Source organism: Halorussus salinisoli, assembly GCA_005239435.1.
Taxonomy (GTDB): domain Archaea; phylum Halobacteriota; class Halobacteria; order Halobacteriales; family Haladaptataceae; genus Halorussus; species Halorussus salinisoli.
Map to the genome: position 1 here is coordinate 562996 of SZNP01000004.1, position 16495 is coordinate 579490.

9 protein-coding genes and 2 pseudogenes are annotated in these 16495 nt (G+C 56.2%); 4 read left to right on the top strand and 7 right to left on the bottom strand.

The window, feature by feature from the left end; all coding sequences use genetic code 11:
- Positions 1-108: 108 nt before the first annotated feature.
- On the top strand, positions 109-2358 hold the full coding sequence (locus E2484_RS13970) for a DUF2206 domain-containing protein (RefSeq protein WP_137285806.1): 2250 nt from the start codon (positions 109-111) through the stop codon (positions 2356-2358).
- A gap of 36 nt (positions 2359-2394) precedes the next feature.
- Here E2484_RS13970 and E2484_RS13975 read toward each other — a convergent pair whose 3' ends face one another.
- From E2484_RS13975 to E2484_RS13985, 3 genes are all read right to left on the bottom strand, one after another.
- The gene (locus E2484_RS13975; RefSeq protein ID WP_137285807.1) at positions 2395-3327 is read right to left on the bottom strand and encodes a UDP-glucuronic acid decarboxylase family protein; all 933 of its coding nucleotides are present in this window, start codon (positions 3325-3327) and stop codon (positions 2395-2397) included.
- A 119-nt stretch (positions 3328-3446) separates the two neighbouring features.
- Entirely contained in the window at positions 3447-4460 is a 1014-nt protein-coding gene (locus E2484_RS13980; RefSeq protein WP_137285808.1) for a sugar phosphate nucleotidyltransferase, read from the bottom strand.
- A gap of 369 nt (positions 4461-4829) precedes the next feature.
- Positions 4830-5783, bottom strand: a complete 954-nt coding sequence (locus E2484_RS13985) for a DUF4350 domain-containing protein (RefSeq protein ID WP_321112625.1) — start codon at positions 5781-5783, stop codon at positions 4830-4832.
- A 713-nt stretch (positions 5784-6496) separates the two neighbouring features.
- Here E2484_RS13985 and E2484_RS13990 point away from each other — a divergent pair.
- Positions 6497-6880, top strand: a pseudogene (locus tag E2484_RS13990) (archaea-specific SMC-related protein); the annotation flags it as partial.
- Positions 6881-8041: 1161 nt separating this feature from the next.
- Here E2484_RS13990 and E2484_RS26105 read toward each other — a convergent pair.
- From E2484_RS26105 to E2484_RS14005, 4 genes and pseudogenes are all read right to left on the bottom strand, one after another.
- Positions 8042-8274, bottom strand: a pseudogene (locus E2484_RS26105) (heavy metal translocating P-type ATPase); the annotation flags it as partial.
- 206 nt (positions 8275-8480) lie between these two features.
- Positions 8481-9785: a tyrosine-type recombinase/integrase gene (locus tag E2484_RS13995; protein WP_137285810.1), complete on the bottom strand. Its 1305-nt coding sequence runs from the start codon at positions 9783-9785 to the stop codon at positions 8481-8483.
- A 405-nt stretch (positions 9786-10190) separates the two neighbouring features.
- Positions 10191-12512 carry a nitric-oxide reductase large subunit gene (locus tag E2484_RS14000; protein ID WP_137285951.1) on the bottom strand — a complete coding sequence of 774 codons (2322 nt, stop codon included), beginning with the start codon at positions 12510-12512 and terminating at the stop codon, positions 10191-10193.
- A 366-nt stretch (positions 12513-12878) separates the two neighbouring features.
- On the bottom strand, positions 12879-13796 hold the full coding sequence (locus E2484_RS14005; protein ID WP_137285811.1) for a glycosyltransferase family 2 protein: 918 nt from the start codon (positions 13794-13796) through the stop codon (positions 12879-12881).
- Positions 13797-14656: 860 nt separating this feature from the next.
- On the opposite strand from E2484_RS14005, the gene E2484_RS14010 reads away from it, so the two are divergent.
- A complete protein-coding gene (locus E2484_RS14010; protein ID WP_321112626.1) occupies positions 14657-15631 on the top strand; it encodes a ParA family protein in 975 nt (324 codons plus the stop codon).
- Complete coding sequence (locus tag E2484_RS14015) at positions 15628-16014, top strand: hypothetical protein (protein WP_137285812.1); 387 nt, start codon at positions 15628-15630, stop codon at positions 16012-16014. Before E2484_RS14010 ends, E2484_RS14015 begins: the two co-directional genes overlap by 4 nt.
- The last annotated feature ends 481 nt before the right edge of the window (positions 16015-16495 follow it).

Genomic DNA, 16495 nt, shown 5'->3' on the forward strand with positions numbered 1-16495 from the left:
CAATTACTATCTGGCGAAAAGGCCGGTTACAGTCGGCTACGTGTAAGTACCGGTCCAAAATATGTTAGCGTGTGACGTTTATACGATAAGGAGCAGTAACGCGGGTGTATGCATCGAGCGAAGGACTCTCAGCACTCAGTTCTCGGTCCGAATCCACCGCACGTAATCTCGGTAGAGGTATCTCCTCAGCGAGTCGCCCAACTAACTCTCGTTCTCCAGACTACGATTCTCGCGACAGTCTTTATCGAACGCACGGGCAGAGATCTACCGATCGTCCGTGAACTGGTAACTTTCCTCTATCTCACGTTCGTTCCCGGTTATCTCCTCCTCCACGTAGTTGGTGTCTCTGCAGCCAACTATACTGAATCGCTCGTCTACACCGTTGGGCTCAGTTTAATGTCGTTGATGGCTATTGGAGCCCTCGCTAACTTCGGCCTCCGGTTCGTCGGCGTCGCTCACCCTTTCAGAGAGATACCGATGATTCTCGCCGTTATCGGGGCCATCACATTGTTACTGGTACTGTACTATCGGTCAGCAGACGGAACCCACGTAGTCCATTTCGACTTAGGCCCGCTCCGATCGCCACTCGGACTCGGCCTCGCACTGCTCCCGTTTCTCGCGATTTACGGTGGACTTCTCCTCACTCGTTTCGACGTCAATCTCCTTTTGCTCGTCCTCTACGGTTCTATCGCCTCTATCCCCGTGTTGATTATCTACGAGAAAGTTCCCTATAGGTTGTTTCCGGTCGTCGTTTGGGTTATCGCCGTTAGCCTTCTGCTGCAGAATACACTCACAGGACAGTACTTGGCGTGGGGAGACCAACCGAAAGAAGCGACTATCGCCCTTTACGTGTTGCAGACCGGCGTCTGGGATCCCGCACTGGCGCCGGCGTGGGGGAGTAAGTTCGCGATGCTACGTATCGTGATTCTACACCCGCTTTACGCCTTGTTCACGGGGTTGAAAATGGTGTGGGTGTTCAAATTTATCCACCCTCTCCTGTTCTCTGTTATGCCTGTCGCCCTTTATCACGCGTATCGCCGGTTCATAACCGAGAAGTCAGCGTTTCTGTCAGCGTACCTCTTCATCTCGCTTTTTTCGTTTTTCATCGTCCTCTCCCGAAACACGCGGACTGCCACGGCTCTCTTCTTTCTCGCCTTGGTCGCACTTCTGGTGGCCGACGATGATTTGTCCGGTATTCGGCGGAAGTTCCTGATGATACTATTCGGAACCGGAATCGTCGTCTCCCACTACGGCGTATCGTACATGATACTGTTCGGACTCGTTACGACCATTGGATTACTAAGCGTTATCAAAGCGATTACAGGTCGTGGCAGGCAAAAAACAACTACAGCTTCGTACGTTCTTCTCTATACAGTCATCACATTTACGTGGTATATGTATGCGTCACCTCGATCGAAGGCGTTCAGTCTCATCATCGGATTTGGTGAACACTTTTTCACCCGGCTTTCCGAGTTTCTCATTTCGTCAGAGGCCAGCGCAACGACGCGATACGTCACGACGGATTTCCACTCTGTTACCCTCGATTTGCTGAAGATATTCAATCTCGTTATCGGCGTGATTATTGTCATCGGACTTACCAGTCGTTATTGGATGCTATACAGAGACGACGAGTTATCATTCAGCACCGAATACTTGGCGTACGCGTCCGTTTTCCTCGGGATTTTCGCCGTCACGTTTCTTCCGGTCGAACGATTCAACACTGCGCGAACCTTCCCTACGACGCTCCTCTTTTTCGCCCCTTTCTTCGTTATCGGCGTCCGTAATCTCTGGAATTTCTTCTCCCGTACCGGAGTTAGACGGACGAGAGCCGTTCAATACGTATCCGCGTTGCTCATCGTCTTCTACTTCTTGCTTAACGTCGGTTTTATATCCGCCACTGTAACTCACGAGTATTCGCCCAACGCATTTGTAGAGAAAGAACGGATAATGGAACACGGGCATCCCGTAGAGAAAGTGTACTTTTATAAGCAGTATCCGACGGAGTACGCAGTTCGAAGCACTGACTGGTTCGAATCGAACTTCCAGTCCGATAGTACGGTCCACATGAGCTCATGGCCAGGGACGTTTCGGGGCGCAATAGGGTACGAACCGTTTACAGGATCGTTGGAACGACATATCGATGTAAACCACGAGCCGATTACCCGACGAGGGCTTGCTTCAGGCAGTCTCGGCGAGGGATACGTCTATCTGAACGGGTTCAATGTAATCGGCAACGTCATTCGTTTCCCTTCAGGCCACTTTGGGTTCGACTACGTGTATACTAGCGACGTAAACTCGGCTTGGAGCGAGAAAAATCGGATATACACAAATGGAGGCAGCACGGTTTGCTACGGGTGAATTGAAAGACGAGGATTACTGGAGACGCGATTAGGTTCACACGACCGATTCGAAGTGTTCGATGGTTCGCTCTAGCCCGTCCCGGAGCGAGACCGTCGGCTCCCATCCTAACTCGGATCTGGCTTTCTCGAGGTCCGGCCGCCGAACCGACGGGTCCTGTGGCGGCCGCGCTTCGTGCGTAATCCCGTTTTCACTTCCAGTTACCTCGATAATCGTCTCTGCGAGGTCCAGAATCGTTCTCTCATCGGTATTCCCGAGGTTCACGGGCGTCTGTACCTCGGACTGCTTCAATGCCAGCAGCCCGTCGATCAAATCGGACACATAACAGAAGCTCCGGGTCTGTTCCCCGTCGCCGTGTACCGTCAATGGCTCTCCCGAGAGCGCCTGACGAACGAACGTCGGAATCACACGCCCGTCGTCAGTTCGCATCCGCGGGCCGTACGTGTTGAAGATACGGGCAACCCGAACGTCGAGATCGTGTTCGTCCCGATACGCACGCACTAGTGATTCACCATACCGCTTCGACTCGTCGTAACAGGCCCTTGGCCCGTATGAATTCACGTTTCCCCAGTAGTCCTCCGGCTGGGGATTGACTTCGGGATCCCCGTACACCTCACTTGTCGACGTGAAGAGATAGCTGGCGCCCTTCTCCTTCGCGAGCCCGAGCGTCTTGTGGGTTCCCAAGGCCCCGACCTTCAATGTCTTGATAGGATTAGCACGATAGAAAGTTGGCGAGGCTAAACTCGCGAGATGAACGACCCAGTCTAACTCGCCCGAGATATGAATGAACTTGGTAACATCGTGCTCGTAGTACGTGAAAGCGTCGTGGTAGAAAATTTGGTCTAGATTCTCCGTCCGGCCGCTGACCTGGTTGTCCATGGCGACGACTTCGTGACCTCTCTCCAACAGGCGTTCACAAAGATGCGATCCGAGAAAGCCGGCACCACCGGTCACCAGTACTCTACTCATTGCTATAACCGTGATTCAATCGTTCGACCACCGGTACCGTCGTTGTCTTCGTAGAGCACCGTCTGGATATTTGCTCGGAACCGGCATCCACGTTACCAGTACCGTCCGTGCGCCAGTCATCATAATTGGACGTCGCTCGAATCACCGACATTGAGTTCATTGGGGGTCCCAGTGACCCTCGCTTGGTCACCAACGATGCTATTCTGTAGATTCGCCCGCTTCACAGTAGCGTTTCGGCTGATGATGGAGTCAGACACGTGACTTTGGATGACATCTACCCCGTCGTCGATGCTGACGTACGGCCCTACCACACTCCGCTTCAGTGTGACGTTCTCACCGATGTCCGCTGGTTGGATAATCATACTCGAGTCGCCGTTAATCGCTATCCCGCCATTCGTAGTGGCAATCCGTTCGAGGAGAACCCGATTGGCGGTCAACAACGTGTCCGGCTGGCCGCAGTCGTACCACTTGCCGACGTCGAACGTTCCAAATGTCGCACCCTGATCGAGCATCCGCTGGAGCGCATCGGTGAGCTGGTACTCGTCGCCGGCTCCCCGAAGATCGTTCTCGATAAGGTACTCGATCGCTTCGAACAACGACTCGGAGTCTTCGATGAAGTAAACACCACTGATGGCCAAATCAGAGTCGGGCGCGTCCGGTTTCTCCTCTAGGTTCGTGATTTCGTCACCGTCAAGCGTTACAATGCCGTAACTCGAGGGTGTATCGACTTGTTTGACGCCTAAACTCCCATCTACGCTGCCTAGAGCTCGGTGTGCCTCGATGAAGTCAGCGTAGTCCGAGTCGAAAAGCATGTCGCCCAAGGCGATACACATTGGGTCATCACCCACGACTGAACGTGCTTGGTAAACGCTGTGTCCAAGCCCCTCCGTTTGGGATTGTTCGACAAAGGTGAGATCGAGAACGTGCCCGTAGCGTTCGGAAACGTACTCCGCCACCAGTTCTTGCATAACCCCAACCACGACAATTACGTCGTTGACTGGACTCCGAACGAAATTGTCGAGAATGTGGCCGAGAATCGGTTTCCCTGCCAAACGCACCATCGGCTTTGGCTTGGTGTGGGTTTGCGGATACAACCGCGTCCCCTGCCCAGCAGCCGGAATAACTCCCTTCATCACGATTTCTCTGTGATACCGCAACTCAAGTCCAAAAATATCTTTGGCAATAACACTGCTCGATTGGCAGGGTATCACGACTAAAGGATAATATCCGTCGAGACGACAATTTTATAAAATTCATTGACTACACGACGTGGCTGTTCTCCCCGTTGGAAACTACCACGTTGTCAGGGACTGAAACATCCACTAACACCGGATCGTTGCCGATGGAGCGGACAGCAGCACCGTTTGCTACTTACAATCGGTCGGTATCTTCGGCAGGACCGTAACTGGTGAGAAGAGTACTGTATTCCCGCAATCCCCTAACGACAACGCGGTCATTCTTCAGTAGCCCTGATCGCCACTTGGATACCGGTCCCATAGGGGTTACGCTACTCCCGCTCCCCACAGCACCAACCGTTGTGCGTACTCTCGATTGTCTGCCTGAGAGATATTCGTGCCTGCTCCGGCGTTCCAGAAGGTATTCCGGTCGAACGTACCGACTACGCGTCCATCCCCGATTGTCGCTACCGCGAGAGCAGCGTCACGGTCGGGGCGGTACGGAGCGTCCTGCTTACACACCGCGAACTTTCCATTGAGACCGCCTGACTGGAATTTTGCAAGTATTTTCGCTGGTGGACGAACCCGAACACAACTCACTCCTTCACCGCGGAAAACGATGCCGCCGTTCCGATTACCGGCATTGAGGAAGTGGTCGTCAGTGTACTGCCTGACGCGGTAGTTACCACCCCCGTTGTCCCGGAGAAACGACATACCGAACTGCACAGTCAGGTCGTTGTTACTTCGGCTTCCGGCGGGGTTGCAGACCCCAACTTGGCGGTAGTCCCCACCGAAGGCACTGTCTGACCAGGCGAGAAGGCCACCACCGTCAGTTACCCACTCGTCGACGGCCTCGCGCTCGGCCTCGTCGAAACGGTGCTGGTTCGACCCCAGGATGAGCATCCCGTACTCTTCGAGAAGCGATCGCGAGAGCGTCGTGTCGGCATCGTAGCGCTCCGTCGGCAGAAATCCGACTTCCTCCAATGCGCGTCTGAACTTCGAAAGTCCGCGCGGCCCAGTATCGCTCAACCGCATCTGGTGAAAGGGGGTCGCCTCGCCTGACGGAACCGTGCCATCCGCCGCAACGTCACCGTATAGGTACAGTACCTTCCGGTTTCGTTCCTCACGAGTCGTCGTCTGTTGGCGGGTGTCCGCGCCGCTCGAAGAAGACCGTGCCTCTACGCGTCGGATAGCTGCTCCACCTCCGAGCGTTTCGAGAAATCGACGACGAGACGTGGATTTCCCGAAAATCGAGTCGGACGGGTTACGACTTGAGATCATCACAGAGACCTGGCGTTCGGGTGGAAAGAAATTTTGGTGACAACACCGGTAGACGTCCTCACCGAGACGCGACGTAGGCGACGCCCATCGAGGGCAGTCTAGTAGCTTCAGGTCGAGACATGGGTTGCAAAGCTACTTCTCGTAATCACCGTCATCCTTCTCACCACGGTTTTCGAGGTGACGGTCCACAGCAAGTCTACCGGTACGTGCGTACGCCACGGGTGACGGCGGTAGCACAGTGTCCCACCCAGCTCACGACGACACCACTTACTGTAGGCGGAATGTTGTCCCCGATGCAAACTGGAGGGCTGACAGTGTGGCGTATCCGCAGCTAGTTCTTCGATAGTAGTGAGGTTCCGCATTCGACGCAGACGAACTTTCCTTCCGTGGTTCGTGTACCCGGTGCGTTACAGGCCACACATTTCACCGTCGCCGCTCGGGCCGACTTCGGAAATCGGTCACTCATAAGTCTCACCTTCCATGTGGTCGCTGGTTTTTCGGTCGTGTGATAGTTTCCGCTGGTTTCGTGATTTCATACGTACTCCGTCGCCGGTCGAGGGTATAGATTCATTCATCGAAAACTTCACCATCGCGGGCAAAGTCGTACAAAAGAACTCTGCTTACAGCGTGAACTACCCCGCCCTACTCGCTCGCTTGCGCTCGCTCCTTGAGGAAGGGGGATTACCGCCTGCAATTAGCTAAGTCTTCTCAAGAACGAGAATCTCGACCGTATCTGGATCGAGTCTGTTGAGCGAAAAGTACGTGGAGGCCGCCGGAAGGTCGAACGAACGCAGTTCGAGTTACATATTATCCGTCAGGGTGACGAAGGAGAGGACTACGAGGACACGGTTGACCACCTCAGCGAGAGCGAGCGCGAAGTAACTGGACTCGTTTTTTCCCTTGCGGGGAACCTCGTTCACGAGGTCTACGAGACGCTACCGTTCATCATCCTTGACTCGTTGGACGCGATCGACTCCGACCGAATCGCATCGCTCGTCGAGTACTTTAGTGACTACGCGGAGTACTCAGTCGTTGCCCTTCTCCCGGAGGACGAGGCTGCCTTCGACGACGAACATCAACGAGTCACGGAAATATGATTCCATGTTGAGTGGATTCGGGATTTGTAGACGCTTCTCCTCCGAATTTTTTCGAGCCTATACCCCCTTGGGTCGTGAAGTCACCGGTGCGGGACATCGACGCGCTGTTTTTCGATACGCGGGCTTTCACTTTGCCGCTCATTTCTGACGCGCGGTTTCCAGCGACGATGTCAAGCCAGTTCCTGCTTGCAGTCACCGTCGAGGTACCTCCAGTTTCGGAACTTTACGAATCGTAAAGTCCGCACGAATCTTCAAGTTCGCGCGAATTGTAGTACCTCGATACGAGCGATTGCCTCGGGAGAAATCGGGAGTGGAAGTTGCCGGGCGATGTAAGTGTTCGGCGTAAGGATGCCTTTCGCTTCCGTTAGTCGGTTGACCTGCTCGTCGGCCAACTCTGTCTTAATTGCAACGAGATCCCCCTCCAGTTAGTCGATGATATGCGCTCTGACAATCGAAGCGGTGACGTTGTCTCGGTGCGTGAGTCACGCGAAAGTAGTCTCTGACGGCGTACCATCTACTTCGTCGGCCACCGGATCGAACTCATCGTGAATATCACGGTTTTCCTCGGTCAGGTACGCGCCTTCGAAAGGACTGGACTCATCAGCGCGTGACTCACTAGTCAGTGGCCTAAGTAGCAATTAACAGAAATTGTTCTGTTGTTTCTCCAAGACGATCTGGCAATACTCTACGTATTCCCTATATAACAAAGACTAGGTGTCTGTTCTTCTTATCGTTCTTTCTCCCCCTCTAGACGCTCTCATCGCCCTGAATAGCCCGTAAGCGTATATGAGATAGGGTTTTTGATTTTATACAAAATGCAAATACAACAATTATTATAAATAAATGTACCAGTTGATGAGAGTAATCCCCGTGCTTAATTCGGCTCTAAACTGAAAAGCTAGACTCGTCGATGAGCAAAAAGCGTCTTGAGGAGACGCACTCCTGTCGTCAATCTCTAACGGCTAATGAAGGAGGGACAATAGAGACAGTATGTCCGAGTCATTGGTGGATCGACGCGAGAGAACGACTTGGTTTCGGTTCTAGACTCACTGTTGACGGCATTCAGGAAGTTCTAGACGAAGCAACTCACGTTGGTCAGTACGTCGAATAGAGAGGAACACTAGGGTCGAAGTCGTCGTGTCTGTCGGCCGGTTGTACCTCTCACGGCGCAGACACGCCCGGCAGACCCAGCAGGTTGAAATTAATGCGGCGGAGGAATTGGGTGTTGATTTGGCGATTATGGCATTGAGTGACACCAACAGTGGCCCAAACGTGGGTGAAAGTAGAATGCCGATAGGTGCGAGAACACATGCCACAAGAGGGATGGCGAACACGTTGTACCCCGCGGCCAAGACGAAGTTCTCCTTCATCTTCCGATAGATTTCCTCACTCACTGAGTGAGGCAAACGACGTCTCCTGTAGTCAATCCCGCCTTACTCGCCGTTTTCGGCGGTTCGTTGAGGGTTGAGCTTCCGGGCTACTGGACAGGAGTTGTATATATCGAAATGTGGTTTAAGGCATAGAATCCCTCATGAGTCGATCCGTCTCTCTTCGGGGGTATCGAAGTCAGCACACGACCCACAGAGACGGACGTCCACTATCACTTCTTGCCGAACGCATCAGTCAGTTGGTCGCGCATGAATTCCCGACGGACGGTCCGTGCGCGCTCGTCGGACAGATAGTTCTGCATCACGACCTGTGGGTCGCTACTGCCCTGTTCGGCCGCGATATCTTCGACGCCCTCCAACACGCCCTCGAGGACCGACGAATAAGCATCGTACCAGAAGCGCCGACACAGTTTCGGCGACACCGACACGCCATCGACCGCGTCGGGCAGGCCCGCTCGGTCAGCCAAGTCGGAAAACCAGTTGTAGATGGTGTTACGCGTGACGTGGTCGTTCGAGGCGTGCGGACTCGGGAACAAGTAGCCCGACCAGTCCTCGTCGTCGCCCAACTCGGCGATCCTGTCGTCGAGGACCCTCTGACCGAACAACAGTGAAACCTCGCCCGGCCCGTTCTTGCGGTCGTCGAACGCGATGTAGGGCACCTCGTCGTCTGTTCCGTCGGTTTCGAATTGTGAGTAATGGAGCGATGCGACCTCGTTCGGCCGGAGACCCCAGCCTGCGAGTGCGACGACGAGCAGCTGCTCGCGCGGGTTGTCGGCGGTCTCGAACAGCGCTCGGACGTGGTCTGCGTCGAGACAGGGCGTGTCCGTCGCGTCGGCAGTGTCGCCGTTGGCCGCGTCGTTCCAGCGGTACTCGTTGGCGAGACCGTCCGCCGGGTTGACCGCCGCCCACTTCCGGCGCTTCAAGTGGTCGTACCAGTTCGATACCGCGAGGTGGATGCGGCGCTTCGTGGTCGGCGAGTCCAGGCGAGCGTGGAGGCGGTCGAACGCCGCCCAGCACTGGTCGGTCGCGTCGCGGGCGGGTACGTCGCTCTCGCGGGCGACTGGCGTCACGAGGTCGTCGGTCTCGTTGACGGCGCAGTACGCGCGGACGTACCGGTCGAGTCGGTACTGGAGCGTGCGAATCGACGACTCGGCGAGTTCCGCGCGGTTCCGTTTCGAGGTGAGGAACGCGTCGAGCGCCTCGACGGTGCGGTCGTCGTCGGTACTCCAGTGGGTGTCGTCGCGGCCGTCGTCGAGGCCCAGGTCGTCCCGCCAGAACTGGCCGAACGCCCGATCGTGATGCTCACGGAGCGTGTAAAGCAACGACCGGAAACCGTTGTTCCGAAGCCACTGGTGGGTCGGCTTGTCCGTCTCGGGGTCGTGGCCGTCGGCGCGCAGCGCCGGCGCGACGACCGACCAGTATGCGTCGGCCAGTTCGTCGACGTCCTCGAGGAGGGTCCACGGGACGTCGTCGGCAGTCTGCCAGTCGCGGCCGTCAGAGGTGGTTTCAGCGGACATCGTGGGGTGCTCGGTGTCGAGTTTCGGGAAGCGCGGTGATTTCGCGAGGGAGGCGGTTCGCTGTGGTGGTTGGTGGTTCTAAGCGCGGCATTTTCGCGTACGAGAGCGTTTATCTCTAATTACGTATAGTTTTGGTGTTTGGTGTGACCGTTACAGTCTGTCTAAACACCAATCAAACCCGTCGAAATAGCCGCGAAACGTATAAACTTTATATCGCTATATAGAATGAGGGGGCGTCGGGTTCGTACTCCGTATCGATCGTATCTATCCAATTTCAGGGGTACTCGTACGCTCGCGACCGTCAGTCGGCCTTCGTTGGCCCGGCGTCAGTGGCCAAGAAGTGGAAACAAACAAGGTCAGATTACCCCATGGTTTGAGCATAGAGAAAACTACTTTGAAGCGCAATCAATCGTCGTCTTCGAGTCCGTAGTCCTCGTCCCCCATCACGCGACGTGCGATCGGTTGCTCGGATCGGGACACCTCGTCGACTGCTGTCCCCCGGTGTCGCATCTTCTGAAGTACATCGTAGGTGAAGACGATCGAGCCAAGGATGATCATGACGTCACCAGGGATACGGAGCCAAAAGGCCGTCTGGATGATGTCGCTGTTGTAGAACGCGAGGCTGCGAGCGGCGGCGTAACTCTCGGTGAAGGCGACTTCGAGTTGCAAGAAGCCGACCGGTAACACCGAGATAACGACCATCACTGCAAGGCCGACGTTCATCAACCAGAACGACCACTGCAGTCGGCACGTACTCCATCGTTCCTCGATCGTCGAGATCCGGAACATGTAGACGACCATGCCCATCGCGAGGAAGCCGAACGCGCCGAACATCGAGGCGTGGGCGTGGGCTACCGTGAGGTAGGTGCCGTGCTCGAAGTAGTTGATTATCGGGAGGTTGATGAAGAATCCCAGAACGCCCCCGCCGATGAAGTTCCAGAACCCACTGGCGATGATGAACAAGAACGCCCACCGATACGGGAACGTCTCACCGGCCTCCGTGAACGTCGTGTACTCATCGAGGGCCTCGAAGAGGATGAGAACCAACGGAATGAGTTCCAGAGTCGAAAACACGGACCCGAACGGAATCCAGATGTCGGGCTGTCCAACCCACCAGTAGTGGTGGGACACGCCGATGACGCCAGTCCCCATAATGAACAGCGCTTCGAACATCACCGCCTTCTCCGCCGAGCGACGGCGGAGCAACCCCATACTGACGAGCGTAACGCCGACGACCGCGACGATGAAGAACTCGAACGCGCCCTCGACCCACATGTGGACGACCCACCACCGCCAGAATTCCGTCATCACGATGTTCGTCTGCGGCGTGTACAGCATTCCCGCGGTGAACAGCAAACCGATCGACCCGCCGGCGTAGATGATCATGTGTGCGAGTCCGTACCGAGGTTCGTCGTCGAGCAGCGGCTCGAAGCCCCGCCAAACCAGGTACGTCCAGAACGCAAAGCCCGCCAGCAGACCGAACTGCCAGACCCGTCCGACCTCGACGTACTCCAGACCCTCGTTGCCGATCAGCCACCAGAACCACTGATCGGTGTTGATGTAGCCATTGATACCGAGCCAGATGCCGACGAACCCGCCGACCGTCACTACGAGAAGCGCCCCTAGGAGTACCCAGACGTACGTGGTTTGGCGAGGTGGTTCATAGCCGGTGAGCAGTGACGCGAGAAAGATGCCGGCAGCTAACCACATGGCCGCAATCCAGAGGATGCCGAGGTCGAGGTGGAACGTCTTCGCAGCAGTGAACGAAATCAGTTGAAGGATATCGATGCCAGCGATTTCCTGAAGCTCGAAGAAGGCGTCCCTCTCGATGTAATAGTGGGCGAGCAGGCCGCCGAGCAACGTTTGAGCGACGAACAGAACTGCTGCCACCGGTACGTACCACAGGGTAGCAATTTGGCTCGGGAACAGATCGATCTCGCCGGGCCCGGGGATAGAGGGCCCGCTCGTAGCATCGGGTTCGGACAGTTCGACGGATTTGTACAGCCAGATGCCGATGCCCGCAGCGCCCACGAGGAGGATCATGCTGATGGCACTCCAGATGACGTTCGCACCCGTCGGGACGTTACCAGCGTCGGGCGCAGGGGGCCACCCATTCGTATAGGAGTGATCAGATCCCGGACGATCCGTGTGGGAAATCCAGGCCGTCCAGAGTGCGAAGTCGGCAAACTGTCGGGCGTCCGCCGCGCTGGATATCATTTCCGCCGGGACGCCGCGTTCGCGGGCCCCCTCGTGGTAGCGTTCGACGTAGGTTTCACGCACCTGCTGGTGGGCGTAGGTTTCGGCTGCCGAGTACTGGACTTGTCCTCGAATCGTCGAGTCGTCGAGGTCGGATTCGACTATCTGGTCAACCGCGGCCTGGTCTGGCGGATCGAGGTTATCGTACTCCGTATCGTACCGCTCGCGGGCGTAATATTGACGCATGAACTGCATCTTGAGATCCAAGGTATCGGCGGTGTAATCGACGCCGAAGTACGCACCGTTACCGAGGATAGACCCGTGATTCATCATACCGTTGGACTGGAAGATCGCTTTCCCCTGCTGGATCTGCTCGGAGTTGACGACCGTGTTTCCGTCCGGCCCCTGAATCGTGTCGGGGATCGGTGGGACGTTCTGAGTCGAGTACCACGCGCCGACGCCCATCACCACGAGGTTGACTACGAAGATACCGACGAGGATTTTCGCTAACGTCCGACGTCGAACCTCGATGTTCTGAAATTCGATTCTCACGATGTTCCTCCTGTTAAACACTCACCATTAAACGGCGCCCAGAAACGAATCACGCTCATATTTTTGACGGTTACTGCCTTAATGCTCGTAGCAGTCGTATGTTGGTTAGAGAGCTTCTGGCCGCTCATCGTTTGGCACCTCGCGGTCGATACGATGGGTTTACGTGCTGCCAGTATGCCACCGACATACATTGCTCTTCTCGTCGGTGTGACCCCGCAGATGGGCATTATGGGACGTCTAGTTCCGTCTCTGGACGACCGCTCGACTCTCGCCTTCGAACGGTCCAACTCCGAGAGCGCGGATATCGCTTCAGAGTCAGCTCGAAACCGCTTCCAAACAGCGCACTCAGTCGACCACAGTGACGTCGAACTTGCTCTCCCAGCGATACCGCCGCCCGCCCCACACGAAGGTTCGGCGTGCGAGTGCGTAGGTCATGAGCGGTACCTGTGCGAGAATCGCCGGATAAGCCAGTAGGGCGGTCCATCGACGCACACCGAAGAACGCGTACACACCTGCGATGAAGATAGTCGTCCCACCAAATGCGTACGCCGGCACGAGCAGACAGAACATGGCCAAGAGCAACGTGACAAACCCCATGGAGACGATTCCAGGTAGGTCGTGTTGGCGGACGATTTGCGTGAAGCGGACGTGCCGTTCGAGCGTCTCGCGAATCGTCCCGCCGATCTCGACGCGACGGACGCGTCGAAGGGGAGTCACTTCCAGATACTCTGACAGCAGGCCGTCGTCGCTCACCGTCTGCCGGAGATCGCTCAGGAACGCGTCGACGTCGAGATCGTCACGCTCGAACATCACCGCTCCAGCCCACGCCTTGTCGCTGGTGTACACACCGAGTGTCCCGCCGAGCGCGTAAATCGGTTCGAGGAGCACGGACAGTGGGTCATGCCCGACGAAGAAGGGGAGTTCTGACACTGGGCCGTGTCGGTCGTAGTCGGCGTGGAGGCTGGTGAGCCAGTCGGATGGGTGGTGGAAGTCGTCGTCAGTCCACACGATGCGGTCGTGTCGAGCAGCCTTCATCCCCGTCGCGATGGCGTTCGCCTTCCCCGAACACCCCGTGGGTTCGCCGGCGACGACGAGGCGGACTTTTTCGGACAGATCGTCTACGTGGGTAGCAATTGAGTCCGTACTGTCGTCACAGATTACGAGGAATTCGTCCGTCGCCCGAAGTTGGTCGGCAACGTCTTCGCACGCGGAAGTCCAGTTGGTGGTCGGCAGGAGAACGCTCGTCGGCGGAGCACCGTCCATAGAAGGACCTTATCGGAACTGGGCTAAATCCTCTTCTACAACCGGTGCGATTTCTAAAGTCCGTACGAACTTTACGAATCTCGGACAGTCGAGCGCTCCAGTCCGCCAGGGTTTCGCGATTCATGCGAGTCGTACGATTCTCAAAGTTCTCAGAGTTCGTAAAGGGTGTGAGGGTCGCGCAATCTTTACGATTCTCGGACGAGTGAGCATCAAGTCCGCCAGTGTCCCGAGATTCTTACGAATCGTACAGTTCTCAAACCTCTAGAAGTTCGTAAAGACCGTAAAGTTCGTATGGTTCTTGCAGACCGCATTCAGTAGTCGAGGTCGTCGACTACGAACCCCACGAGTCCCAAGTTGTGTGCGAATTGTAGGAATTGCACAAATCGTAGAATTCGCAAAAAGTTGAAAGTTCGTACGAATCGTAGAGTTCGTACACGTCTCAGAATTCTCGTCTATGGTGGAATCGATCGATACCGAATTCCACGAGCCTCGAGAACTCCTGAATGTGTACGAATCGCAAAGTTCGTAGAATTCTCGAGTCCCTTAGAAATCGTACAAATCTGAAGATTCGTACACCTTTCACGAGCTTTTTCTCCCGTTGAGGAGCCTATCGGCGGCGAACTCCGCAACTCTCACGACCTCTGCGATGTGTACGAATCGTGAGAATCGTGCAGTTCTGAAACCATTTAAAAATCGTAGGGTTCGGAGAGTCCGTAAGCGTCTTACGAACTTTTATTATCGCTGGTTGAGTCGAGTCCAACGACGGCGAAGCCGACGACTCCCCCCGAACCTCGCGAAGTGTGCGAACTCTACGATTCGTGAAGTTCGTATAGTTCGTACCGTTCGCTACGGTGAAAACCATGACACAGACTAAGACATCCAGCAAACGAGACCCACGAGCAGTCTGCCTCCCGATGCTCAAGGGCGGTTTCGGAAAGAGCGTCTTCGCAAACACCCTCGGTGGCGTCCTCGGTGACCTCCGAGACCACGACGTCCTCGTCGCCGACCTTGACCCGGCCGGACACCTCTCAACCGGTCTCGGGTACTACACGCGCGAAGACGCGGACGCCCTCGATCTCGGCGACGTTCTCCTGGACGACACCGCCCCGGAGGAGATTATCAAGCATCCAGGCTACGGGTTCGACTTCGTTCCGAGCCTGAATCTCGAAACGGTGACCGAGGACCTCGCCCGTGACAGCGTGATGGCGAGCGACATGCGACTCAAGCAAGACCTCGTCGACCCACTCCTCGGTGACAAGTACGAGTACATTCTATTCGACATTCCCGGGAGTCGGAACAAGCTGGTGAACAACGCGGTCGTCGCAGCGCCGAACGCCATCCTTCCGTTGAAGCCCGTCCCCGAAGCCTTGAATGGAATGCGCGAGACCGCGACGAAACTCGTTGGCGAGATTCGCCAGCATATCGACTTCGAGATTTTGGCAGTCGTGCCGAACGACCTTCGGGCACGCATCGACCAGCAGACGAAGGACCGCCGTCTCCTCGAAGCGATGAACACCCAGGAGCAGTTCGCCGCCTATCTCCTCGCTGGCCGCGACGGCGTCGACCCTGACTCGGGTACCATCCCCGACGACGTAGACGTCGAGGCGGTCCTCGATAACCATATCCCACCATTCGCGCGCGTCACCGCGGACGAGTGGGACGCAATCGACGCGGGGGAGATGGCTCCGCCGAAGGTGCCGATTCGTCACTCCGCCGCGTTCGGAGATGCGTACGAGGACCGGAAACCGGTGACCGCGTACGATTCGGAGTGTAGCCAGGTTCGGTACTTCGAGACGCTGGCGAAGATTATCGAGCAGGGAGGAATCCAGCAATGACGGGGTTCGACCTCGGCGAATCAGCCACCGACGACGACCCAGAAACGGAATCAGACGAGACGGGCGCAATCTCGGAGACGAACGATGTGCCGGACCAAGACGAACCGAGTCGTGACGAAAAGGAGACCGACCCGCGAGAAGAGCCCGGATTTCCGTTCACCGACGGTCTCCGCGAGAGCTGGTACGTCCGAGACGAGACGATGACCGAGTTCGAAGACGCCGTCGATTTCGAGGCGAAGCCGCTACTCCGTGAGCACGGCGTCCGAAACGAAACGGGACGCGAGATTCAAGATGCCGCAATTCAAGTCGCAACGAACAATCCGGAGGAACTCGCTCGCGCCATCCTCGACGTCCGAGGCGTCGATATCGACAGCGACGAATAGTAGCAAGCCACTATCGCGTTCTCACCGATATCGTGTTCGAAGTAAACGAGTTAGCGGAGACTCGATGCGAGACGCCGGTTGCTGCGTGCTCCCTCGATTCTACGAACGCGTCCCCATCCAATCATCGACCGACATCCGTCGATATCTCGTTCGGCTTCGACACTACACTAGTCCACTCGGAATTCTGCGAATCGTAAAGCTCGTGCGAACTGTAAAACTTGGACGAGTCTTAAAGCCCGGAAGATTCGTGCAATTCGCTTTCACGTACGCCAGCGTCACCGGCACGGTGGCGGCAATTACCGTCGAAGTTTCCTCTCCATTTTCGGTCGGTAGTTGAACCGCGTACGACCGCTACCATGAGTTGCTGGGTTCGAGTCGCGATGGCGGTTGTCCCAGCAAGCGACCATACTTCTTGTCGGTCGTCGTCATCGCTCTGAGAGAGGGAGTCGAGGTCGTTGATGTTGTCCACAAGCTTGGCGAA

Coding starts and splice junctions, on each gene's coding strand:
- E2484_RS13970 (WP_137285806.1), top strand. CDS start 109: ATGCATCGAGCGAAGGACTCTCAGCACTCAGTTCTCGGTCCGAATCCA.
- E2484_RS13975 (WP_137285807.1), bottom strand. CDS start 3,327: ATGAGTAGAGTACTGGTGACCGGTGGTGCCGGCTTTCTCGGATCGCAT.
- E2484_RS13980 (WP_137285808.1), bottom strand. CDS start 4,460: ATGAAGGGAGTTATTCCGGCTGCTGGGCAGGGGACGCGGTTGTATCCG.
- E2484_RS13985 (WP_321112625.1), bottom strand. CDS start 5,783: ATGATCTCAAGTCGTAACCCGTCCGACTCGATTTTCGGGAAATCCACG.
- E2484_RS13995 (WP_137285810.1), bottom strand. CDS start 9,785: ATGTCCGCTGAAACCACCTCTGACGGCCGCGACTGGCAGACTGCCGAC.
- E2484_RS14005 (WP_137285811.1), bottom strand. CDS start 13,796: ATGGACGGTGCTCCGCCGACGAGCGTTCTCCTGCCGACCACCAACTGG.
- E2484_RS14010 (WP_321112626.1), top strand. CDS start 14,657: ATGACACAGACTAAGACATCCAGCAAACGAGACCCACGAGCAGTCTGC.
- E2484_RS14015 (WP_137285812.1), top strand. CDS start 15,628: ATGACGGGGTTCGACCTCGGCGAATCAGCCACCGACGACGACCCAGAA.